This window comes from Spiroplasma endosymbiont of Cleonymus obscurus (genome assembly GCF_964273375.1).
Taxonomy (GTDB): Bacteria; Bacillota_I; Bacilli_A; order Mycoplasmatales; family VBWQ01; genus Spiroplasma_E.
Map to the genome: position 1 here is coordinate 160,957 of NZ_CAXWWA010000002.1, position 23,532 is coordinate 184,488.

Consider the following 23,532-nt stretch of genomic DNA (forward strand, 5'->3'; position numbering starts at 1 on the left):
TAATTAAATGATTAAAATTTATGATAGTTTTTCACAAAGATTGCAGCTGCTTGTCCCTAATAAAAAGCAAGTTAATATGTATTTATGTGGTCCTACTGTTTATAACTATATTCATGTTGGCAATATTCGTGGTGTGCTTGTTTTTGATGTTTTACATCGTTTGTTAATTCATCAAAATTATAAAATAAATTATGTTCATAATATTACTGATATTGATGATAAAATTATTAAGAAAGCTGCGGATTTAAAAATAACAGAACAACAAGTTACTGAAAAATATACGTTAGCATATTATGAAGACTTAGAAAAATTAAATATTATTTTTCCTACAAAATTACCAAAAGTAAGTGAATATATTTCAAAGATTATTGAATTTATTAATAAATTAATTATTAAAGATTATGCATATGTTACGGCTGGTGATGTTTATTTTAAAGTTAATAAGTTAAAAGATTATGGAAGTTTGGCACATAAAAATATTGAAGATTTAATTCCAAATTTTAGAATTAAAAATTTAGTTACTAAAGAAAATAATCTAGATTTTGCTTTGTGAAAATCAACAACAATAGGTATTAGTTGAAATAGTCCGTGAGGAAAAGGAAGACCTGGTTGACATACTGAGTGTGCTTGTTTTGTTGAGGATTTATTTAATGGTCAAACTATTGATTTACATGGTGGTGGTGTTGATTTAAAATTTCCTCATCATGAAAATGAACGAGCTCAATTTGTTGCAGCTAATAATAAAAAAATGTCAAATATTTGATGACATAATGGTCATGTTAATATTGCTAATGAAAAAATGTCAAAATCTTTAAATAATTTTATTTTGGTTAAAGAATTTTGTCAGCAACATCACCCGAATGTATTGCGATATTTAATATTAAATCGTGATCATCAACAACCAATTGATTTCAATAAGGAAACAATTGAAAATGGATTAGTGTCAACAAAAAAATATGAAAATGTTTTAAAACAATGAACATATCAAATATTTATTAACAATATAATATGTAATAATAATCATCATTCAATTTATTATCAACAAATTATTAAAAATTTATCAAATAATATTGATACAACTAATACTATTACTTTAATTGAAAATATGATTAAAAAATTAAATGAAGCACTTATTAAAAAAAATTTTAATGAAGAATTTCAAGAAATTTTTTATACTTTTACCTTTGCTTTAAAAATATTAGGATTTGATTTTAAAGTTGGTAATTATTCTGAAAAGATTAAAAATAAAATTAAAATATGAGAACAACTAAAAAAGGAAAAACAATACCAAGAAGCTGATAAAATTCGTCAAGAATTAAAAGATTTGAATATTATTTAAAGGAGCAAAATTATGGCATTACAATATATTTATGGTTATCACCCTATTATTGCTGCATTATCAACATCATCATTAATAAAAATTAAAAAAGTTTTTTTAGTTCAAGATAAGTACCAAGAATTGAAAAAAGATTTAAAAAGTGTAAATATTCCTTATGAAATTATTAGTTTACAAGCAATGAATAATCTATTAGGTACTACTAAACATCAAAATATTGCTGCTAATGTTAAAGACTATCAATATTTTTCTTTTGATGAATTAATTAATATTGGTTCAACATCTAGATTTTTAAGAATTTTAATTTTAGATCGTATTTCTGATCCACATAATTTTGGTTCAATGTTAAGAATTGCAGCGGGTAATGACTTTGATGGTGTAATTGTTTTAAATCGTAATCAATCTGAAATAAACGGTGCAGTTGCAAAGGCTGCAGCCGGTGCTCTAAGTATTATTCCAATTTGTCAAGTTAATAACTTAACTTCCGCAATTAATAATTTACAAGAAAAATATAAATTTTGAATTTTGGCTGCTGCTAAAACAGCAAAAGCAATTGATTATTTTACTATTGATTGTAGTAGCAACTTAGCATTAATTATTGGTAATGAAGGTGAAGGGATAAGTCCAAAGTTATTAAAACATACAGATTATATTGTTCAAATACCAATAAGTCCAAAAATAGAATCATTTAATGCTAGCGTTGCTTGTGGTATTATTGCAAACTATATTTACGTTGAAACGTTAAAATTATCGTAAATTTTAAGAACCTATATTTTTTGATAATATTTAAATTTATGAAAAAATAAAATATTTTTTTTAAAAAGATACTTTTATATTTTAGGTGTAAATGTTTTTTCTTTATTTATTAGATTTGGTTCTGAAAATTTTCATTTTTTTCTTTTAAATTTTTGCATATATTTATTTGATCAATTAAATGGTTTTCTAATTCTTTACAATTGTTTTTAATATTTGTATAGTCAGAATTTATCTTATTTATTTTATTATTAATATATTTGTTTTTATCTTTAATTCAAAAAGTAAAAAATTTAATAAAAAAATTTTTATATTTATTTATTTTACTTTTTTCTAATTGTTCTATTTTTATTGTTATTTTTTTTCTAACATTTCTTCCAAAGTTCAAATTTTTGATCTTAGTTCTAAAATATTTGAAGAAAGTAATATTATTTTAGGAGTGTTATTATTTTCATTAGTTAATTTCTCTAATTCTTTATCTTTTTCTTCACTTATTTTTTTTAATTTTGATAACATTTTTTGTTCATTATAGAAGAAAAAAAATCGCTATTTTCAATATCTGTACTGTTATTACTTGGATAATGATTTTTTCTACGTTTAAATAAGTTTTTTAAAATATTTAAATACATCTGTCTCACGTTTTCCTCTCAAAAATAAAAAAACTCATTTACTTTTTATGAAAGTAATGAGTTAAAAACCTATTATTAAGTTTTATAAATATTATATATTATTATAAAATTTATTTGTTAAAGTAACTATTAACATAAAGTTGAAAATAACATAAGTAGTTTATTGTTCTTTAAATTAATCAAATATGTAATGTCAAAAAATTACAAAAGTAATTATTTTTATTTTTGAAAGGAAAATGTGAATAGTATGCAACTAGTAAATGAACTGTTAATTGAAACAGTTGAAGTTGGTGATTTGGAAGCACTTAAAGTTTTATTGGAAAATGGTGCTGATGTTAATTATGAAGATCAATATGGAAATACCTCCTTAATGTTGGCTGCTGAAAGTGGTTTTTTGGAAATAGTTAAAGTTTTACTGGAAAATGGTGCTGATGTTAATTATGAAAATAGATATGGTAATACGCCTTTAATGTTAGATATTATAGGTGCTGATTTGGAGGTAGTTAAGGTTTTATTGGCAAGTGGTGCTGATGTTAATTATGAAAATCAAAATGGCATTAGACCTTTAATATTATCTACTAGAAGGGGTAATTTTCAGATAGTTAAGAATTTAATAGATAACGGTGCTGATGTTAATTATAAAGATTGAGATGGTAATACGTCTTTAATGTTAGCTGTTCAATATGGTCATTTGGATATAGTTAAGATTTTATTGGAAAATGGTGCTGATGTTAATTATAAAGATTGAGATGGTAATACCTCTTTAATTTTAGCTGCTGAAAATGGAAGAATTGAAATTTTTAATATTTTATTATTATACAAAGCTCATGTTTATGATAAAAATCAAGGTGGTTTTACTGCTTTAACTTGCTCTATTAAAAATAAAGATTTAATAATAAAAACATTTAAAGAATTTCTAAAATTTAAAAATGAAATAATGATTTCTAAAGGAAATTGTTATGAAAAAATAATCTATATTATAAAGGGAGATGATGATAATTGATTAGAAAAAGAAGAATCAGTAATAGATTCATTAAAATATTTGCAAAATGAAATTAAAAAAATAAATGAAAAAAATAATTCAAATATTGAAAATTTTTGACAAAAAGAAGTTTGGAATGGCAACCCTTTTTAGGACTATTTTTTGGTAGACATTTTTTCATGATATTTAACTGGAGTTAGGTAGTTTAAAGTGCTGTGGATTCGTATGTTGTTGTATCAATTGATATAATCAAATAATTCTAATTTTAATTGGATTAATGATGTAAAATTTTTATCATTAATAAATTCAGTTTTGAAAGTTTTGAAAGTTGCTTCAGCAACAGCATTATCATAAGGACAACCTTTTTTGCTTAAAGAACGGGTAATATTGAATGCTAATAAAAGTTTATCAATAGTTTTATTATTGAATTCATTACCGCGATCACTATGAAATATTTGAATATCTTTTAAACAGCGATTTGATTGCATAAATGCTTGATATACTAATGATGCATCTTTTTTAGTACCTACAACACACTATGTCCAATAATTTCGCGGTTAAATAGGTCGATTAATAAGCAAATATAGTTTCACTTACCATTAAACTTGAACATAAGTTAAATCACTAACAATAACTTCATTTTTAAGCCTATTATTAAAGTTTCTATTCACAAGATTGCTTATTTGGCTATCATTGACTTTGTTATGATGATTTTTAAATGATAATTTAGTGTATTTTGATATTAAATTATGTTGATTCATAATTTCTTTAATTTTTTTGCGTGATAAATAAATTTCTTTATTTTCTAGACTGACTTTTAATCTTCTTGTTCCATAAACTTCTTTATTTTGTTTAAAAGCACTAATAACAGCTTCATCATACATATTATTTTTGATTTTATCTTCTTTTTTCTTTAAATTAAAATAATATGTTGATTTAGAAAGTTTTAAAAAACGACAAATTGGACGAATTTTATATTTAGATTTATTATTTGTAATAATCTCTACTTTCTGCCTATTATTAGTGCTGCTTGCTTTAAAATATCATTCTCCATTCTTAATTGTTTTAATTCTTTATTTGCTTGAATTAATTGTTTTTCTAAATCCGAAAGATTATCTTTAGTTTTAAAACTGCCTGAATTTGTAAATTGCTTAATTCATTTATAAGTAGCTGCTCTTGTAACGTTGTATTCTTTAGCAAGGCAAGATACTGATTTGCCATTTTGATATAAAGATACTATTTGTTTTTTAAATTCATCATTATATGAGTTAATATTGGCCATAATTATATTTCCTTTCTTTTAACTAATTTGTTCACTTGTCTACGTAATTAGTGTCCAATAAAGTGTAACCCATCCATTTTAAGATTAAAGCGAAGAGGATATAATGTTCATCAAATTATGAAAAAATTAAATTTAAGCTATAAGCAAGTTGATAATGTTTGAACACGAGTAAAGTTAAAATTAAAAAATAGTTACAAAAAATATATTTAATAAAAAATTACTATGATAGAATTAAGACAACAATAAAATTTATATTTTAATTTTATTTTTTTAATTTTAAAAATTAATTTATAAGTTTTATTGTTATATTATTATTTATATAATTTAGCTGTTGTTTTGTAGTGATTTTTTAATCATTATAAAGTTTTTTTATGTTTTATTATCGATTTTTGGTGGAGGAAATAATGTATAAAATTGGTATTAATCAAAATGAAAAATCAAATTATAAGCAAAAACCTAATGTTAAGCAAGAAAAAAAACATTGGTTTAAATTTTTTTCTTTGTTATTTGTTGTTGTTGTTTTAATTATTACTACTATGATTTTAATAATTGCAAATAATCAATGAAATAGTGCCATAAATACTAATAATTCCAACAACTGAAATCCTAATCAAGATAAAAATTGAGAAGATTATTATAAGAATAATTGTCCAACAAATAAAAAATATAATTTGATAGATTACAAGGATAAATTAAATAATATTAGTTTAATATCTACTGATAAAAAACTAAAAATTTTTTATCTTAGTGATTTATTAAAAAAGATTGATAATGTGTTACAAACAAATAAAATAGATATTCCTAATAATTTTTTTCTACATTTACCAGTAAATCCAGCTATTAATATTAAAATTAATGATGAAAATGCACTTAAAAATAATTTTTCAATAAAAATACCATCTTATAAAGAAAAAATAAAACAATTTAAAATTGAAATGAGTGTTAATCAATTTGGTAGTAATTATGGTTTGCTTCCTTGTGACTTAAATTTCAATTTTAGTGTTGAAAATGATGTTATTCCAGAAAAATTTAATATTTTTGATTTAGACAATAGAATTACAATTCCATCACAAACAATAGTAATGTCAGATGCTACAAAAGGAACTAAAAATGAAATAGAATCTCAAGTCAATAAAATTATTGAAGAGAAATTTTTAGAAGAAATTAATAAAGAAAAATCATTATCAGATAAAGTAACAAAAAGTGATTTTGTTATTAATTATGATTCAATAAAAAATTTTGATAATTATATGATAAAAAAGAAAATAACAGTTGTTATTTGTGCTAAAAATAGTAGTAAAATTATTAAAGGTCAATTAAATATTAATTTTAATGTTCAAGGTAGTTGAACAAAAAAATCATTATCTGTTATTAAAACAGTATTGGAAAATGATGAAAGTGTAATTAATCAATTAATAACTATTGAAGATAATACTAATGTTACAAAGTGGATATTGATAATCATATTGCTTTCCTTGTTAGTAAAAAAATAAATGAGTTTGGTAAGCAAAAATGACATCAAGATTTTAATGATCAAGATTATATTATTACTAGTAATGCGATTACTGGAAATTATCAAAAACCAAAATCTATAATAGTAACAATTGTTGGTAAAAATCAATTACAAGATACTATCCAATTGATAATTAATCTAACGGCCAATAATACCGTAAAATCTTTATTTGCTATTAAGTCATCATTGGAAAATGATGAAATCATAAATACTAAACAAATAGATGTTATTGATGATACTAATGTTAGCAAAGTGGATATTGATAATCATATTGCTTTCCTTGTTAGTAAAAAAATAAATGAGTTTGGTAAGCAAAAATGACATCAAGATTTTAATGATCAAGATTATATTATTACTAGTAATGCGATTACTGGAAATTATCAAAAACCAAAATCTATAATAGTAACAATTGTTGGTAAAAATCAATTGCAAGATACTATCGAGTTTTCAATAAATATTCAATGTCAAAATAAAGAACCAAATGAAAAAACCTTTAAAAATAACAATTTTAATGTTAAAGATTTAAATTCTATTGATTTATATCCAAATGTTCTTCCTAGTGGTGTAATATATCCAATTACTTTTAAAGATAATTCTATTTCACTTATTTCACTATTATTTCAAGAAGCTATTAATGATATGAATAATTTTTCTCCTACTAATGACATTAATTTAGAAATGAATATAGGAATTAATATTGATGGCGATAACTATCAAATTCATTTTCAAGAGACAATTAATTTTGATATCATAAAAAAAGATAAATAATATTGAACTTGTTAGTGTTTCTGAACAAAATGATAAATATCAGCACTTAAAAAACATTGGTATCATTATTAAATATGATGATGATAAAGAATATAAAATGCTTCATTCCTTGGATGTTAATATTAAAAATAATAATTTAACCTTTATTAATTTTAGTTCTATTGTTAAAATAACTTCACGACGTTAAATTAAAAACAAAGGTGATGAGTATGGATAAGCCACTAGCAACAATATTAAGACCAACTACTATTAATGATATAATTGGTCAAAGTCATTTGATAAATGATAAAAATGGAATTATTAATCGAATATTAAATCAGAAGTTTTTAACATCATTAATATTTTATGGTAATCCAGGAACAGGCAAAACCACTATTGCTCAAGCACTAGCTAATGATTTAAAATGTGAATTTGGAGTATTTAATGCTGCCATTGATAAAAAAGAAAATTTAGAAAAATTAATTAAAATAGCACAAAATACTAAACCTTATATAATTATAATTGAAGAAATACAACGCATGAATCGTGATCGTCAAGATTTATTATTACAATATTTAGAACATGGCAATTTTATTTTAATGGCTTGTACTACTGAAAATCCTTATTTTGTAATTAATCCAGCTTTACGAAGTAGATGTCTATTATTAGAATTAAAACCAATTAGTAATGAAGAAATGTTATTAGGCTTAAAAAAAATAATTACTAATAATTCATTTTTTAATTTTAATATTAGTGATGAAATTTTGGAAAAAATCTGTAATTTAGCAACCGGTGATTTACGAATAGCAATTAATATTTTAGAAATATTAATAAAATTATATCCTAATGAAATCATAACTATTGATATTATTAATGCTATTATGCCTAAAGCAAGTAATTGAAATGCTAAAGAGGGAAATGAACATCATGATTTAAAGTCAGCATTACAAAAATCAATTAGAGGCAGTGATGTTAATGCTGCTTTGCATTATTTAGCAAGGTTATTAGCAACTGGTGATTATGAAGCTTTATTAAGAAGAATGTTGATTATTGTTTACGAAGATATTGGACTTGCTAATCCTGCTTTAGCAATTAGAATAAAAACTGCTATTGATACTTTTCGTCAAATTGGTATGCCCGAAGGTATAATTCCACTTGGTTTAGTAGTTATTGAAATGGCACTTAGTGAGAAATCAAATAGTGCTAATTTGGCAGTACAAAAAGCATATAGTGATGTTTTACAAGGAAAAGTATATCCAATTCCTGATTATTTGAAGCATAATTGATCTAAAACATTAAAAAAATCAGTAGGTAAAGGTAAATTATATAAATTTCCACATGATTATGCTAATGATTATGTACAACAACAGTATTTACCAACAAAGTTAAAAGATATGAAATATTATCAACCAAAACTCCATAACATTTATGAAAAAAAATTAAATGAAATTTATAATAGATTTACTAAAAAATAAAATTCTGAGGTGCAAAATAGAATGTTAAAAAATAAACATTTATGGTTGGGACTTAGTTTAACATTAGCAACAACTAATATTGTTGCTAACACTAGTATTACTAATAATTTAACAAGTATTAATAAATTAAAACAAGAAAATAAAAATAAAACTGAAATTACTGAAGTGGTTACTAATACTACGTATGGTAATTTAAGTAATAGTACTATTTTAAATAGTCAAGATAAAGATGGAATATATCATCTTTTTGATATTAAAAGTATTATTGATAATCCAAATTTAGAACCTTATGTAAAAGAAATTTATATTGATAATTTTAAATTAACTTATAACCCTGAAAAGATAAATAAAGATGTTATTAATGAGTTTGATAAAGAAATTGCTGCTATTAATTATAAAGAGGAACAATTAACAAGTACTAATGATTTGCAAATTTTTCAAAAACAAAACTTGAGCAAAATATCAACAACAGCTTATATTTCAAATAAAAAGTCTAAAAGTAATTTTACTTTTATTCAATTTGGTGGTACTAATACTCATATATCATTAACCGGAACAAAAGGTATTGTTGATGTAATTAAGAACTATGATAATTTAAGTGAAACATTGGGATTATATTATATTGCTCAGTCTCATTTAAAAAATAGTAGGGGAATTTGTCTTGACTTTGTTAAACAATTTATTACTAAAAGTAGTTTAAAAAATAATGAAAGCATTGCAGAAAAAATTGCTGAAAATATTTTCAATAATATGATTGATAGTCCAAATTTAGAATCTGTTATTAATAATTTTTCAATTGAAAATAATAGTAAAAAAATAAGTATTAGATATTTAGTTGACAGTACTGGTAACATTATTAGCGTTGGATATTTACAATATGATAGCAAAAATTTGGATACTAATAATAATTTAACATTAAGTCATAGTTTTCCAAAAGATGGAGGAAAACTAATAGATTATAATTCAGAAATAACTACGCTTTTAAAATGAAGTGATTATGCTGATTCATGAAATAATTTTATATTTTTATATCCAACAATTTTTACTAATTCGACAGACAGCATAACTTATAGTGTTATGAATAATAATACAACAACAATTAAAAGTAATGAACTAAACTTTAATACCAAAAAAATTCAAGACAAAGATAATCAATTACCAGTTTGACGAGTAGTAAATCAGCCACCTGCAGGTCATAAATCACAAGGATTAGTTATTTATATATTTATGTGACATGATGAAAACACTATATATCAACAACTTAGAAGTAGTTCTATATCTCGTGCTTTTGATATTGGGCCATCTTTCTCAATAAATATTAGTAGATGAACAATTAGTAACATTATTAATGAATAATTATGTATCATTTTATCAATAAAATTAAAAATTTAATTTAAAACTACTTTAACTATGAAAGGAATAAATAAAATGAAAATAAATAAAGAAGAAACATGAACAGAAGTACAATGAGCGTTGAATAATCTTCATGGTCCAATTAGAGCAGGAGCATTAAGTGCACAAAATTGAAGTAATACGACAACAGGAGTTCTACTAACAATAGCAGGACTTAAGTCTGTTACTAGGGATAGTAATATTGAAAAACGTTACCAATTAATTAAAAGTGGAGTAGCTGATATGTTATATGCTGCATTTGGTGGTTGAGTTATTTGACAAGCATATAATTTAAATGAAACTGGTGGTAGTACAACTACCGAACCAAATTTACCTACTTTTCCTACTTTACCACCAAATGATGAAAGACTTTATTCTGAAATTGCTGAACAATTAACAGAAGATGCTGTAAGTAATGAATTAACTCCAGAAATGATTTCTATTGCATTAAATAAATTATTTACTGGTACAAATGGATTAGTTAAAGTGCTTAGTGGAATATCAGGTTTTGATTTATATAAAATTCAAAAAGTAACAAAAACTATTGAATACTTAAAATCACTTACTACTTTTGCAACTGCAGGCATTAACTTTACAAATGGTAATATTGTGGGAGGAAATTTAATGTCAATTTCAGCAATGATGGATGTTAATCACACATATTTTTCTACAATGAGTAAATTTAATACTTCAAATAGTAAAGAGGAAATTATTATTAAAATTATTAATGAAAGAAAAGAACACATTACGAAAAGTTTTTCTTTATATAAAGGTATTTTAAGTAATAAAGATTTAAAGGAAATATATGAGTATTTAGAAAAAAATAATTGAGATAAGTTTGAAATGAAACATTCAGATAAAACAATTCCTAGTTTTGTTAAACCCGGAAAAATAAAAGATTGAAGACCAACATTGACAAAGTTTAAAGAATGAATAGATAATTATACTCCCAAAAATAAAAAGGTGGAATTAGTAACGGAGATTGAAGATAGTAGTCAACGAGAAAGAATAAAGGTAAAAATTCCTGATTATGAGTTTGAACCGGAATTTGTTACAAATGCAAATAATGATATGCCAGAAGTTATCATAGAACCCAATGAAAGACAACCACTTTTAGGAAGTATTAATGGTTAATTAAAATTAGTTTTTATATTATAATGTTTTTTTAAAAAAACATTATTTTTTATTTATTATTTTATTTTTTCTTGTACAATTATTTTAGAAATGATGAATTTTAAAGAAAGATTAAAAATTTAACTTTGTTTTTAAAATAAAAATATTTTAAAATTGACACTTATTTTAAATAATAATATAATTAAAAATGGTTAAATTTTCTAGGTGAATTTAATGAACGAAAAAATAATTTTAATTTGTACTGTATGTTTAAATCGTAATTATCATACATACAAAAATAAGATTAAATATAAAGAGCGTATGGAACTAAAAAAATATTGTGAACATTGTCAAAAACATACTTTACATAAGGAATCACGTTAGGAGAAATTTTCATGAGTGCAGAAGACAAATCAAAAGAAAAACCAAAAGTTAATCCTGAAAAATTGGCTCTTTTAAAAAGTAAATTTAATATTTTACGTAAAATTAAACCTTTAAGAACAAAAAGAACTTCTGAAGGAAAACCAAGTTTTGATCCACGAACAGCCGATAAAAATAAAAAGGTTAATATTAGCGAAATTTGAGAAAAAGAACGTAAAAATCGTACGCCTGAAGAACGTTTTTATTATAAAAAAGAAGCGAGAACTTATCATAAATATTTTTTCTTATACTTATCAAGAGAAATTAGAAGAACTCGTTGAACACCAAGAAAACAATTAAATAATAAATTTATTACAACAGTATTATTTATTGCTGTCTTAGCACTATTCTTTTATGGAATTGAGCAGTTATTACTATTTGTATTACCTTTATTAAAAATAATATAAAAAATGGAGATGCCAAAAAATGAGTGAAAGAATAAAAAAAGAAACCCTTTTAGTGAAAACTACATCATTAGAAGAAACACATAAACATCGAATTGAGCAAGCACAATGATATATTGTTAATTGTAACAAAGGTCATGAAGATAAAGTTGCTGCTGATTTGAAAAATAAAATTGAAAAAAAATTAAATTTAAAAGATAATATTTTTCAAGTTAGAGTTGTTAAAGAAGCAATACCAGATAAAGATAAAAAAATAACTGAAAAAAATATTTTTCCGGGTTATATTTTTGTTCATATGATTTTAACCGAAGATACTTGATATGATATTCGTAATACAACAGGAATTAATGGTTTTATTGGTTCTAGTGGTAAAGGTGTACCACCAACTCCACTTTCTACTAAAGAAGTTAATGAAATGTTATATCGTAATTCTAAAAATTCATCACAACCTAAAGTTAAAGAGACAAAAAAAATTATTCGTGATTTTGAGTTAAATGATTTTGTTCATATTACTTCTGGTGCTTTACAAAGCCGAGAAGGACAAGTTATTAAATTAGATGAAGATAAGGGTGTTGCAACAGTTTCTGTTGATATGTTTGGTCGTCAAACCGAAATTAAAGTAGAATATGATAGTTGTAAAAAAAATAAAGTTTAGTTTAAACTATTTAATTTTTATGTAAAATAAAATAAAAATATATTTGACTACTAATTATAATGATGTTATTATTTGTAAAGTACTATTTATATATATAAATAGACTTTAATTATGTTTAAACTTGTGGAAGATTTATTCGTTTGGACCACAGTGAGAATCCATTTAGGAGGAGTTGCTCATGGCAGATAAAAAAAATATTAATCGTGGAGGTATTATTCAATTACCAGCTGGTAGTGCCAAACCAGGTGCTAGTTTAGCATCATTCGGTATTGATATGCCACGTTTTTGTAGAGAATTTAACGATAAAACCAAAGATCAAAAAGATGATGTTAATCCGGTTCCAATTCCAGTTTTTATTACATCATATAAAAATAAAACTTTCGACTTTAAAATAAAAACTGCACCAACAACATTTCTTTTAAAAAGAGCATTGAAACTTGCAAAAGGTTCATCAAATGCTAAATTAACAAAAGTAGGAACACTTACTATTGCTCAAATTACAGAAATTGCTCAAATTAAATTACCTGATTTAAATGCTTATTCTTTAGAAGATGCAATTAAAATTGTTGCAGGAACAGCCAAGAATATGGGCATTACTGTTGATGATGGAAAGCAAGGTGTTTAATATGAATAGAAGTAAAAGATATCTTGCAGTTGCAAAATTAGTTGATAACACTAAAGTTTATCCAATTGATCGTGCTTTAGAATTAGCTAAACAAACTTCATCATTAAAATTTGATGCAACAGTTGAAGCAGCATTTCGTTTAAATGTTGATCCAAGACATGCTGATCAAATGTTACGTGGTTCTATTGTTTTACCAGCAGGGACTGGAAAAACACAACGTGTTTTAGTGATAACTACTACTAAACAAAAAGAGGCAATGGAAAGTCAAGCTGATTTTGTTGGTGGTAAGGAAATGATTGAAAAAATTCAAAAAGGTTGATTTGATTTTGATGTTATTATTGCAACACCCGAAATGATGGGTGAATTAGGAAAAATTGGTAGAGTATTAGGACCAAAAGGATTAATGCCTACAGCAAAACTAGGAACAGTAACAATGGATGTTCAAAAAGCAATAGCTGATATTCGTAAAGGTAAAGTTGAATATCGTGTTGATAAACAAGGTAATATTCATGTTATTCTTGGTAAAGTGTCATTTGCACAAGAAGGGTTAAAAGATAATTATTTAGCAATTCTTAACACTTTAAGAAAAGTTAAGCCTGCAGCAGTTAAGGGCGCTTATATTAAAAATATAAGTATTACTACGGCAATGGGCCCTGGTATTAAAGTATTAATTGAAGAATAATATAATAATATAGAAAAATCATTAGTAAAAGTACTAATGATTTTTTTATGTTTTTATTCATAATTTTTTTATTATTTAAAAAAATTTTACGCTATAATTTATTTATTGTGATAATACCAATTAATACATTATTTTGGTAAAACAATAAAATAATTAGGTAGTAAAGGAGAAACCTTAATGAAAAATCTTATAAATCTTTTTAAGAAACAAAATTGAGGAATAAAAATTGGCTTTGCCTCACTGGTAATTAGTTTGCTTTGTTTAGCATTAGGACTAATTTTAATTGCAACAGCCAATTTTAAAGCCCCAAGTGGAGGAAGTTCACAATATGCTGGAAATGGCTTTCATGCTATTTCTATATGAGGACTTGATAGTTTTTTAAGCAAAGCTGGCTATGATCAAATGTGAACAGATGCTACTAGTGATAAGCTTTTAACTTATCCTCTTGCGCAAGTAGTTGTCGGAATTGTATTTACAGTAATTTTAACTGCTATCTTTCTTGGTGTTAGTGTTTTATCTTTAATATTTGGTTATTTTAAACGTTGATTATATTCTTAGTGTTTAGTAAGTGTTAAATATGGATAAAAATGTAGAATATAAAAAAGTTACATCTTGGGATTGAAAGCAAAAACTAGGATTATTCTTATGCATTTTAACTTTGTTTTTTCTAATAATTAGTTTAATATTATTTGGAACAGCTATTTTTAATGATCATTATAATAATTTTCTTGGTAACGGTTTTTGAAGTTTAAAACACTATGGTATTATTAATTTGTTTTATAATTGAGATCAACTAGATATAGAAGCGGCTAAAAATACTTATGTTTCTCATCCTTTTGAACAAGTTTATTTTGCAATTATTTTTTTAATTATTATTGTACCAATATGTTTTGTTCTTGGAGTTAGTTTATTAGTTAGAGGATGATGAAAGTCAAGAATTTAATATATAGTTACTTCATAAATTTATTTATAGTAAAATTTAATAATCATTATTTCATTAAAAAGGGTGTATTATGATGTTTAATTCTAAAAAAATAATTGTTTTTTTACTAATAAATATTGTGTGAGTAGTAGTTTGGATTATGATAACTATTAGTTACGATAGTTATCATAATCCAATTTTAAATTATGTACCACATAGTAACGATTATTTAACAAATGAACCAACTAATCAATTGGTTCCCAAAGCAAAAAAACCTAAACATGTAGTTATGGTGGGTGTTGATGGTATGGCCAGTTATGCATTAAAAAGTGGTTATAGTCCAAATATGAACTATTTAATGCATCATGGTGCGTATACACTGGAAGCACGTGATGTTTTACCAACTTCTTCTGCTGCAAATTGAGCAAGTGTTATGTTTGCTACAGATCCTATTAAGCATGGTGTTGTTGATCAAGATTTGTGGAATGTTCATCATACTGTTCATGCTGAAGTAAAAGCTGATCAAGTAAGTATTTTTAGTTCTATTATTGATAAGTATGGTCCTTCAAAAAAATTATTTGGTTATGCTAGTGAAGGTGAAATGATTGCTAATTTTCAACCCAAAGGCCAAGAAAATATAAAAACTTTAATTAGTAGTAATGGTAATTATTGTGCAACATAAAATGATAAACAAACTTTTGAAAATACCAAAAACGTATTAAGTAATAAACCTTTATTTTCATTTTTTTATTATGTTAATCCTGATTTAGCAGGTCATGAAATAGTGAAGAATATTATCAAGCAATTAGTCAGACTGATAAATATATTGGAGGTATTATTGAAAATTTAAAAGATTTAGAAATGTGAGAAGATACCTTATTAATTATTAGTTCTGATCATGGAGGTGTTTCACAATATCATGGTCATTCTTCTGATGCTGAACAAAAAATTCCTTTGCTTTTTGCAGGAAATTGTATTCCAAAACACGGAATTATTCCAGATAAAATTAAAATTTATGATATTCCAGCTACTATTGCTTGATTATTAGATATTAATTCACCATCAATAATTTGAGATGGTCAGCCAATTTTAACACCTTTTTTTGATATGACAAATATGTATGATCATAGTGAGGAGTTTAAGTAATGGATATTATCAATTTTAAACAAATTAATTTTCGAAATAATGGCATTAGATTACTTATTGTGCTTGCTACTATTTTTATTGTTTGAAATAATGTACAAAATGTTACTTTAAATATTGGTGGTAGTTTACATGCTTTTAATGTTTATTTTTGTTCACCAATGTTATTTGTTATATTGATATCATTTGGTTTTTTAAGTGCCAATAATAATTTTAGTTGAAAAGAGTATAGTAAATTAATATTAGCTATTATGATTTTATCTTTAGTTACAAGTTTTATGTATTTAGATTTTTTTGCTTTTAAAGAAGGATATGTAACAACAGGTTATATGATAGGATTATGATTTAAATTATTATTTTTTGATTATGGTAAATGAATGATATGAATTATTATTGGTGGTAGTGCATTAGTAAAAGTTGTTACTAACCATTTTTCCTTAAGTAATAAAAGTTGAAATATTGTTAAAATAATAACTTTAGTTATTACTAGTATTTTATTAATAATAGTTTTAATAGTTAGTATTAACTTGCAACTTACTAGTAAGTTATATTGATATGATAACTTTAATTGAGATTTATTTTATGTATCATTTCGTGAGGGTGGATTTTTACAACTGATACCTGGGTTATTAGCTTTTTTAGTTGGTCTTAATTTTCAGTGATGAGTAAATTGAGAAAAGATAAAAGATAATGTGGTTTATTCATTACTTAGTTTTTCTTTATTTATTGTTATTATTAGTTGTCGAATGATATTTTATTTTCCTTTAATTTATTGAGATATTATGGAAATTTTGCAAGCTTTATTTTTATTTATTCCTTTTATTATATTAAATATTAATTATAATAAAACTTTAGCCTTTTTATTTCATGGTACTACTTTTATTTTATTTTTCCATATTGCTTTTAATAAAATAATTAGTGTTGAATTTATGACGGGTTTATTATTGCGTTTAATATTTGGATTAAATGTTGCCAGAAGAGCAGTAGAATTTGTAAATAATAATTTTTTTGTTACTATAATTTACTCATTTGTTAAGATGTCAATTTTAATTTTCTTTTGTGCTTTTTTATCAAGACAATATGTAAAACTATTTAAATTTAAAGTATTTGCTATAGAAAAAAAGAAAGCAATTATTCATTAAATTATTATAATTAATCTTTTGCTCTTATAATAAAAATAATTATCATCTTTTAATTATTAACCATTTCCCTCATTTTATAATCAACCATCTTTATTTGAAAAATGATAAAATTTTACTAAAATTAGTGTTAAAAAGAGGGAGGATTAATTTATGAAAGCATTATTAACATAACAACATTAGTAATTTTAACAACTGTTATTACACCAATTATCACAACAACTAATTTATCAGTTACTAGTGAATTAGATAATAAGATTAATTATCATCATAAAAATTTACAAATAATATCAAAATCATTATTTAGAACAACTAAAGAAAGCAATATCAAACTTACGCTTACACTAGGAGCAACTTATGGTGAAATTAATAAAGATATTTATAATACAGCAGATGTATTTAAACAACATCAACTAGCTGCTGGTTATCAAGTTAATTATTATAAAAATGATGGTGATAAAGATACTATTAATAACGATGGACAAGAACCAGGGGATGTTTATGTTATAATTACTGCCGATCACCATGATCCTTATTGAAAAGGTCAAACTAAATATTTGAGAATAACAATTCAAAAAGCCAATTTAGATAAGATTACTAATCTTACTGATTTATCTAATATTAAAGTTGATACTACTAAAAAATATCAAGAAATTGATTCAACTGTTTTTAATAGTGCTAAGCAATTTGAAAATAATAAGTTAGCGGCTGGTTTTACTGTTAATTATTTTAGTGATGAAGAAGGAAAAGTGGCAGCAGATGATGAAGAACAGGTTGCTGGTGATATTTGAGTTAAAATTACAGCAGATGTTAATGATCCTTATTGAACAGGAACAACAGCCATTTTGAAAGTAACTTTAACAGATAAGCGTTCTGATTTAAATACAATTAAGGATTTATCAGGAATGGATCCAATTATTGTTAATCCTAATTTAACATATCAACAAATTAATAAGAATGTTATTAATACTTCTAATCAATTAAAGAGTGATCCTTTAACTGGTAATTTCACAATTCAATATTTTAGTGATAAATTTGCTAAACATGTAATTAATAACTATTATCAACAAGTTGGTATGGTTTATGTTATTATTACTCCTGATTTTCATACAGGAACTAAGTGAAAAACTAATAAAATACCAATTGTTTTTTCAATTGAAAGTAATGATAGTTTTTAAATAAAAATAAATTAAAGAGATTATTTTTAAATATTTATTTATTATTAGGTTATAATGTAATTATATTTTTTATAAAAATTTATATTTTAATTTTTTTCTTCTAACATTTTTTAAAATACTAAACATGTTTTTTTATTTGTGACAGCAATAGATATTTTAGTTATGAGCTTTTATAAAATATAATATTAATTAGATTAATTTTGTTAGAAAGGATAATATTATGGAAAAAGAAAATCTTGCTAAAGTTACTTTCAATAAAAGAACAGAAAGAAATTCAATAAACAAGTTGAAAAGACAAGATATTTTTAGCACGGCAAATCCATGAAAAGCAATCTTTATTATGGTCACACCACCTTTAATTGCTGTAATTATTTTTTCTACTTATCAAATTTTTGATAAATGAATTGCTACACAATGAGGTGGACAAAGTATTATTGATCGTTATAATAATTATCAAAATTCAGGAATAATGATAACTGCTGAACAAGCATTAAAAATTATTAATATTGCTACTACTTATGCTGCTGTTCCTTCTTCAATGATAGTTTCCTTTGCTTTAATGGTTGCTACTGGAACAGGTATTAAGTTTTCAATTGCATATGGTCAAAATAAACGAGAACAAATGTCAGAATATTTAGGAAATGGGTTTCTATTATCTTTTTTAGTTTCTATTGTTCTTATGATCATTATGTATTTTAGTTGTCAGAGTATTATTGAATTTCAAGCTGGAAGTGATGCTGGAAGTAATCCAGTAATTAGGGAAATAATAATTAAAGAAGCAGTTAGATTTTCACAAATTTTAATTCTTGCTACACCATTACTTTTTTTTGCTTATTTTTTAGTTTCATTGTTACGTAGTGAAGGAATGATGTTATGAACAATTTTAATTAATGTTGCAGCTTGTTTAGTAAATATATCTTTAGATTTTATTTTTGTTATTCCTGGTAAATTAGGAATGGAAGGTACTGCATATGCAACTATTATTGCTTGAGCAAGCATTAATTTATTTTCAATAGGTATTATTTGATATAGTGCCGATAATTTAAGATTTAAAGTAGCACACTTAAAACTTAAATGAGTAATAGTAACGGGCATTTTATTAATTGGTGCAACTTCTTTATTACAAAATATTGCCCAAAGTATTTTGGCAATGGTTACTACTAAAATTTTAAATACATTGCCACCTCCAGACTATCATGGTGGAGGAAGTACTGGTATTCCGGTTTTTGTTCAATTATATGGTGGTATTATGCCTTGGTTAATTTTAATTAATGCACCTATTATTGGAATTACGCAGGGAGCAAGAGCATTAATTGGTTATGTTTATGGTTCAAAGGACTTTAGTCGTGTTTGACAATTGATGTGACGTTTAACTTTATTACTTTTATTGTTGCTAATTGGTTCAGTATTATTAGTAGTAATAGTAGGACAATATATGATGCATTTCTTTGGCGTAGATTTAGAAATGGCAAGATTCTTTAAAGTTTATATCATTATGCAGTTTGCTTTTTATCCATTAGCTACACTACATTATGTTGCTGTTATTTTCTATCAATCAATTAATCGTGGTAAATTGTCATTATTTGCTAGTTTACAACGAACAATTATAATGCCAATTGTTTGTTTAAGTTTAGGATATTATGTTGCACATGTTTCTCATAATGGTTTTTATTTTTATTTATTTCTTGGCTTTATTGATTTATTTGCTGCTTTTATATTATTACCATTATTAATTTATACATTTTTAAAATCTAAACCATTTATTCATACAACTAAAGATAAAAAAATGCAAATATCTAATTTATCAGAAAAAAAAGTACTTAATAAAAATATAATAGATTAAGTAATTTATAAAAATATATCTTAATATTAATATATGAAGAAAATAAAAAATACTCATTTAAAACAGAGTATTTTTTTAATTATTTAAGATTAAAAAAGGTTGCTAATTTTACAAATTAAAAGGAATGAATATACAATCTATATTTGATTGAAGTCATTCCTAAAATAAAATATTTATTTACCTTCATTAACTCTCTTTTTTAATGCTTTACAAGAATTAAATTTAACTACTCGCTTTCTAGGAATAGCCATCGGTTCTGAATTTTGTGGATTTACTCCCGGTCGAGCTTTGCGGTATTTAATAGTAAAAGTTCCAAAGTTACGTAGTGTTACTTTTTCTCCTTTAATTAAAGCAGTAGCAATTTTATCTAAGATAAATTCTAACACTTCTTTGTATTCTTTTTCTGATAATTCTAATTTTTTTTGTACAGCTCGTGCTATCTGACTTTTTTGCATAAAATTTTCAACCCTTTCTTCACCAATTACCATAAGTATGTTATAAAAACATGCCTTAAATGATACTTATTATTATATAACATTTTTTAAAAAAACCTTATTTAATGAAAATCAAAGACTAGTAAAAAAATAAGATTTGAATATATAAATTTATATGTTAATTAACATGTGCAAAGCAAAAAATCTTTACATTAATTTTCTTGTATGTTAAAATTCAAAAAATAAGTAAATAACTATTTCGGAGGTACTAAGATATGCAAATGAAAAATTTATTAAGACTTATGGGTGCATTAGCCCTAACAACAGTAGCTACTACTTCAGTTGTAGCTTGTGGTGATCAAACTGATAAGCAAGATATTAAAGATGTTAAAGTTGATGATCTTAAAACAGCAGTAGATAGTGAAAAAACTTTTGGTGATTTAAATACTAATAAAGAAATTACTGATGTAGTTGCAGCAGCGATTAAAAAAACAACTAAATTAGATGTTAGTGTAGGTACTGATTTTACTTTAACTAATGATAAGAAAAAAGAAGATAAACAAGTTGCTGGTGAAGTTAAATTTACAGTTACAGCACAAGGTGATAAAATTTCAGGAACATTTACATTTACAGATACTTTAACTGTTGCTAAGCAAGATATTAAAGATGTTAAAGTTGATGATCTTAAAACAGCAGTAGATAGTGAAAAAACTTTTGGTGATTTAAATACTAATAAAGAAATTACTGATGCAGTTGCAGCAGCGATTAAAAAAACAACTAAATTAGATGTTAGTGTAGGTACTGATTTTACTTTAACTAATGATAAGAAAAAAGAAGATAAACAAGTTGCTGGTGAAGTTAAATTTACAGTTACAGCACAAGGTGATAAAATTTCAGGAACATTTACATTTACAGATACTTTAACTGTTGCTAAGCAAGATATTAAAGATGTTAAAGTTGATGATCTTAAAACAGCAGTAGATAGTGAAAAAACTTTTGGTGATTTAAATACTAATAAAGAAATTACTGATGCAGTTGCAGCAGCGATTAAAAAAACAACTAAATTAGATGTTAGTGTAGGTACTGATTTTACTTTAACTAATGATAAGAAAAAAGAAGATAAACAAGTTGCTGGTGAAGTTAAATTTACAGTTACAGCACAAGGTGATAAAATTTCAGAAACATTTACATTTACAGATACTTTAACTGTTGCTAAGCAAGATATTAAAGATGTTAAAGTTGATGATCTTAAAACAGCAGTAGATAGTGAAAAAACTTTTGGTGATTTAAATACTAATAAAGAAATTACTGATGTAGTTGCAGCAGCGATTAAAAAAACAACTAAATTAGATGTTAGTGTAGGTACTGATTTTACTTTAACTAATGATAAGAAAAAAGAAGATAAACAAGTTGCTGGTGAAGTTAAATTTACAGTTACAGCACAAGGTGATAAAATTTCAGGAACATTTACATTTACAGATACTTTAACTGTTGCTAAGCAAGATATTAAAGATGTTAAAGTTGATGATCTTAAAACAGCAGTAGATAGTGAAAAAACTTTTGGTGATTTAAATACTAATAAAGAAATTACTGATGCAGTTGCAGCAGCGATTAAAAAAACAACTAAATTAGATGTTAGTGTAGGTACTGATTTTACTTTAACTAATGATAAGAAAAAAGAAGATAAACAAGTTGCTGGTGAAGTTAAATTTACAGTTACAGCACAAGGTGATAAAATTTCAGAAACATTTACATTTACAGATACTATTGAATAAATAATTAATATATATTAATTTAAAATGACATAATTTAAATTGTGTCATTTTTTTCTAATTATTTTTCAAAATTTATTTGACTATTACTATTAAAAACTGGTATTATACTTATTGGACTAAATTTTGATACACTAGGAATTGTGTATATAATTAATTCTTTAAAATCATAAAGGAGGCTAACGATTAATGCCAACAATGAACCAACTATTACGTAAAGGACGTACAGATAAAAAATACAAATCTAAATCACCAGCGTTAAATGTTTCATATAATTCATTAACAAAAACAACTTCTTCAATTAGCAGTCCGCAAAAAAAAGGTGTAGCGCTTGTAGTTACTACAAGAACACCAAAAAAACCTAACTCAGCTTTAAGAAAAATTGTTCGTGCTCGTTTAACTAACGGTATGGAAGTTACTGCTTATATTTCTGGAGAAGGTCATAATTTGCAAGAACATGCTATTGTTGGAATCCGTGGTGGGAGAGTTAAAGACTTACCTGGAGTTAGATACCATGTTATTCGTGGGTATTCTGATACTGCCGGAGTAGTAAATCGTAATCAAGGTCGTTCTAAATACGGAACTAAAAAACCAAAAGATAAGAAATAAGGAGGTAAAACTAAATGCGTAAAAATCAAGCTATTAAAAGAGAATTAGTTGCTGATCCAATTTATGATTCAAAAATTGTTACTCAATTAATTAACGCCATTATGATTGATGGTAAAAAAAGTGTAGCTCAAAAAATTGTTTATAATTCTTTTAAAATTGTTGGAGAAAAAACCCAACAAGTACCATTAGAAGTATTTGAAAAGGCAATTGCTAATATTACACCACAATTAGAAATTAAAACTCGAAGAATTGGTGGCGCAAACTATCAAGTTCCTATTGAAGTTAGTGCTACTCGTAAGATAACTTTAGCAATTCGTTGATTAGTTTCTTATTCACAAGCAAGATATGGTAATAGTATGCAAGATAAACTTGCAGCTGAGATTATGGATGCTGCTACTGGTAATGGTTCATCAATTAAAAAACGTGATGAAATTCATCGTATGGCTGAAGCTAATAAAGCCTTTGCTCACTATAAATGATAATA

General features: G+C 24.6%; 24 protein-coding genes and 2 pseudogenes. 23 read left to right on the plus strand and 3 right to left on the minus strand.

Annotation, left to right across the window (positions count from 1 at the left end; translation table 4 throughout):
- Window positions 1–7: 7 nt before the first annotated feature.
- Entirely contained in the window at window positions 8–1,339 is a 1,332-nt protein-coding gene (cysS, locus tag ACI2WJ_RS01430) for a cysteine--tRNA ligase (RefSeq protein ID WP_400254607.1), read from the plus strand.
- Window positions 1,340–1,351: 12 nt separating this feature from the next.
- On the plus strand, window positions 1,352–2,092 hold the full coding sequence (gene rlmB / locus ACI2WJ_RS01435) for a 23S rRNA (guanosine(2251)-2'-O)-methyltransferase RlmB (protein WP_338958587.1): 741 nt from the start codon (window positions 1,352–1,354) through the stop codon (window positions 2,090–2,092).
- Window positions 2,093–2,443: 351 nt separating this feature from the next.
- Here rlmB and ACI2WJ_RS01440 read toward each other — a convergent pair whose 3' ends face one another.
- Window positions 2,444–2,605: a hypothetical protein gene (locus ACI2WJ_RS01440; protein ID WP_400254608.1), complete on the minus strand. Its 162-nt coding sequence runs from the start codon at window positions 2,603–2,605 to the stop codon at window positions 2,444–2,446.
- Between the two features lie 303 nt (window positions 2,606–2,908).
- On the opposite strand from ACI2WJ_RS01440, the gene ACI2WJ_RS01445 reads away from it, so the two are divergent.
- Window positions 2,909–3,853 (plus strand): ankyrin repeat domain-containing protein, encoded by a 945-nt coding sequence (locus ACI2WJ_RS01445; RefSeq protein WP_400254609.1) that lies wholly within the window; start codon window positions 2,909–2,911, stop codon window positions 3,851–3,853.
- A 2-nt stretch (window positions 3,854–3,855) separates the two neighbouring features.
- Here ACI2WJ_RS01445 and ACI2WJ_RS01450 read toward each other — a convergent pair.
- Window positions 3,856–4,982: pseudogene (locus tag ACI2WJ_RS01450) on the minus strand (IS3 family transposase).
- 404 nt (window positions 4,983–5,386) lie between these two features.
- Between ACI2WJ_RS01450 and ACI2WJ_RS01455 the strand changes: the two are divergent.
- From ACI2WJ_RS01455 to ACI2WJ_RS01535, 17 genes and pseudogenes are all read left to right on the plus strand, one after another.
- On the plus strand, window positions 5,387–6,475 hold the full coding sequence (locus tag ACI2WJ_RS01455) for a hypothetical protein (RefSeq protein ID WP_400254610.1): 1,089 nt from the start codon (window positions 5,387–5,389) through the stop codon (window positions 6,473–6,475).
- Entirely contained in the window at window positions 6,430–7,263 is an 834-nt protein-coding gene (locus ACI2WJ_RS01460) for a hypothetical protein (protein ID WP_400254611.1), read from the plus strand. The genes ACI2WJ_RS01455 and ACI2WJ_RS01460 overlap by 46 nt, the downstream gene beginning before the upstream one ends.
- A 209-nt stretch (window positions 7,264–7,472) precedes the next feature.
- A complete protein-coding gene (locus ACI2WJ_RS01465; protein WP_400254612.1) occupies window positions 7,473–8,717 on the plus strand; it encodes a replication-associated recombination protein A in 1,245 nt (414 codons plus the stop codon).
- A gap of 21 nt (window positions 8,718–8,738) precedes the next feature.
- Window positions 8,739–10,073 (plus strand): hypothetical protein, encoded by a 1,335-nt coding sequence (locus ACI2WJ_RS01470; protein WP_400254613.1) that lies wholly within the window; start codon window positions 8,739–8,741, stop codon window positions 10,071–10,073.
- A 72-nt stretch (window positions 10,074–10,145) separates the two neighbouring features.
- A complete protein-coding gene (locus ACI2WJ_RS01475) occupies window positions 10,146–11,243 on the plus strand; it encodes a hypothetical protein (protein ID WP_400254614.1) in 1,098 nt (365 codons plus the stop codon).
- 213 nt (window positions 11,244–11,456) lie between these two features.
- The gene (gene rpmG, locus ACI2WJ_RS01480) at window positions 11,457–11,606 is read left to right on the plus strand and encodes a 50S ribosomal protein L33 (RefSeq protein ID WP_174481441.1); all 150 of its coding nucleotides are present in this window, start codon (window positions 11,457–11,459) and stop codon (window positions 11,604–11,606) included.
- An 11-nt stretch (window positions 11,607–11,617) separates the two neighbouring features.
- On the plus strand, window positions 11,618–12,049 hold the full coding sequence (gene secE / locus ACI2WJ_RS01485) for a preprotein translocase subunit SecE (RefSeq protein WP_400254615.1): 432 nt from the start codon (window positions 11,618–11,620) through the stop codon (window positions 12,047–12,049).
- A gap of 19 nt (window positions 12,050–12,068) precedes the next feature.
- Window positions 12,069–12,701, plus strand: coding sequence for a transcription termination/antitermination protein NusG (nusG, locus tag ACI2WJ_RS01490; RefSeq protein WP_400254616.1), 633 nt, complete (start codon window positions 12,069–12,071; stop codon window positions 12,699–12,701).
- 178 nt (window positions 12,702–12,879) lie between these two features.
- On the plus strand, window positions 12,880–13,326 hold the full coding sequence (rplK, locus tag ACI2WJ_RS01495) for a 50S ribosomal protein L11 (RefSeq protein ID WP_400254617.1): 447 nt from the start codon (window positions 12,880–12,882) through the stop codon (window positions 13,324–13,326).
- 1 nt (window position 13,327) lies between these two features.
- Complete coding sequence (gene rplA / locus ACI2WJ_RS01500; RefSeq protein ID WP_338958648.1) at window positions 13,328–14,008, plus strand: 50S ribosomal protein L1; 681 nt, start codon at window positions 13,328–13,330, stop codon at window positions 14,006–14,008.
- 177 nt (window positions 14,009–14,185) lie between these two features.
- Window positions 14,186–14,566: a hypothetical protein gene (locus ACI2WJ_RS01505; RefSeq protein ID WP_174481436.1), complete on the plus strand. Its 381-nt coding sequence runs from the start codon at window positions 14,186–14,188 to the stop codon at window positions 14,564–14,566.
- Between the two features lie 19 nt (window positions 14,567–14,585).
- Complete coding sequence (locus ACI2WJ_RS01510; protein ID WP_338958650.1) at window positions 14,586–14,951, plus strand: hypothetical protein; 366 nt, start codon at window positions 14,586–14,588, stop codon at window positions 14,949–14,951.
- A gap of 139 nt (window positions 14,952–15,090) precedes the next feature.
- Window positions 15,091–15,612 carry an alkaline phosphatase family protein gene (locus tag ACI2WJ_RS01515; RefSeq protein WP_400254618.1) on the plus strand — a complete coding sequence of 174 codons (522 nt, stop codon included), beginning with the start codon at window positions 15,091–15,093 and terminating at the stop codon, window positions 15,610–15,612.
- A 113-nt stretch (window positions 15,613–15,725) separates the two neighbouring features.
- Window positions 15,726–16,076 (plus strand): annotated as a pseudogene (locus ACI2WJ_RS01520) (sulfatase-like hydrolase/transferase); the annotation flags it as partial.
- Complete coding sequence (locus ACI2WJ_RS01525; protein WP_400254619.1) at window positions 16,076–17,215, plus strand: hypothetical protein; 1,140 nt, start codon at window positions 16,076–16,078, stop codon at window positions 17,213–17,215. The pseudogene ACI2WJ_RS01520 and the gene ACI2WJ_RS01525, both read left to right, overlap by 1 nt.
- 554 nt (window positions 17,216–17,769) lie before the next feature.
- Entirely contained in the window at window positions 17,770–18,390 is a 621-nt protein-coding gene (locus tag ACI2WJ_RS01530) for a hypothetical protein (protein ID WP_400254620.1), read from the plus strand.
- Between the two features lie 220 nt (window positions 18,391–18,610).
- Window positions 18,611–20,233: an MATE family efflux transporter gene (locus tag ACI2WJ_RS01535; RefSeq protein ID WP_400254621.1), complete on the plus strand. Its 1,623-nt coding sequence runs from the start codon at window positions 18,611–18,613 to the stop codon at window positions 20,231–20,233.
- Between the two features lie 173 nt (window positions 20,234–20,406).
- On the opposite strand, the gene ACI2WJ_RS01540 is transcribed toward ACI2WJ_RS01535, so the two are convergent.
- On the minus strand, window positions 20,407–20,688 hold the full coding sequence (locus ACI2WJ_RS01540) for an HU family DNA-binding protein (RefSeq protein ID WP_174481356.1): 282 nt from the start codon (window positions 20,686–20,688) through the stop codon (window positions 20,407–20,409).
- A 254-nt stretch (window positions 20,689–20,942) separates the two neighbouring features.
- On the opposite strand from ACI2WJ_RS01540, the gene ACI2WJ_RS01545 reads away from it, so the two are divergent.
- From ACI2WJ_RS01545 to rpsG, 3 genes are all read left to right on the plus strand, one after another.
- Window positions 20,943–22,442 carry a spiralin repeat-containing protein gene (locus tag ACI2WJ_RS01545; protein WP_400254622.1) on the plus strand — a complete coding sequence of 500 codons (1,500 nt, stop codon included), beginning with the start codon at window positions 20,943–20,945 and terminating at the stop codon, window positions 22,440–22,442.
- Between the two features lie 186 nt (window positions 22,443–22,628).
- The gene (gene rpsL, locus ACI2WJ_RS01550; protein ID WP_252320120.1) at window positions 22,629–23,048 is read left to right on the plus strand and encodes a 30S ribosomal protein S12; all 420 of its coding nucleotides are present in this window, start codon (window positions 22,629–22,631) and stop codon (window positions 23,046–23,048) included.
- 14 nt (window positions 23,049–23,062) lie between these two features.
- Window positions 23,063–23,530 carry a 30S ribosomal protein S7 gene (gene rpsG, locus ACI2WJ_RS01555; RefSeq protein WP_174481359.1) on the plus strand — a complete coding sequence of 156 codons (468 nt, stop codon included), beginning with the start codon at window positions 23,063–23,065 and terminating at the stop codon, window positions 23,528–23,530.
- The last annotated feature ends 2 nt before the right edge of the window (window positions 23,531–23,532 follow it).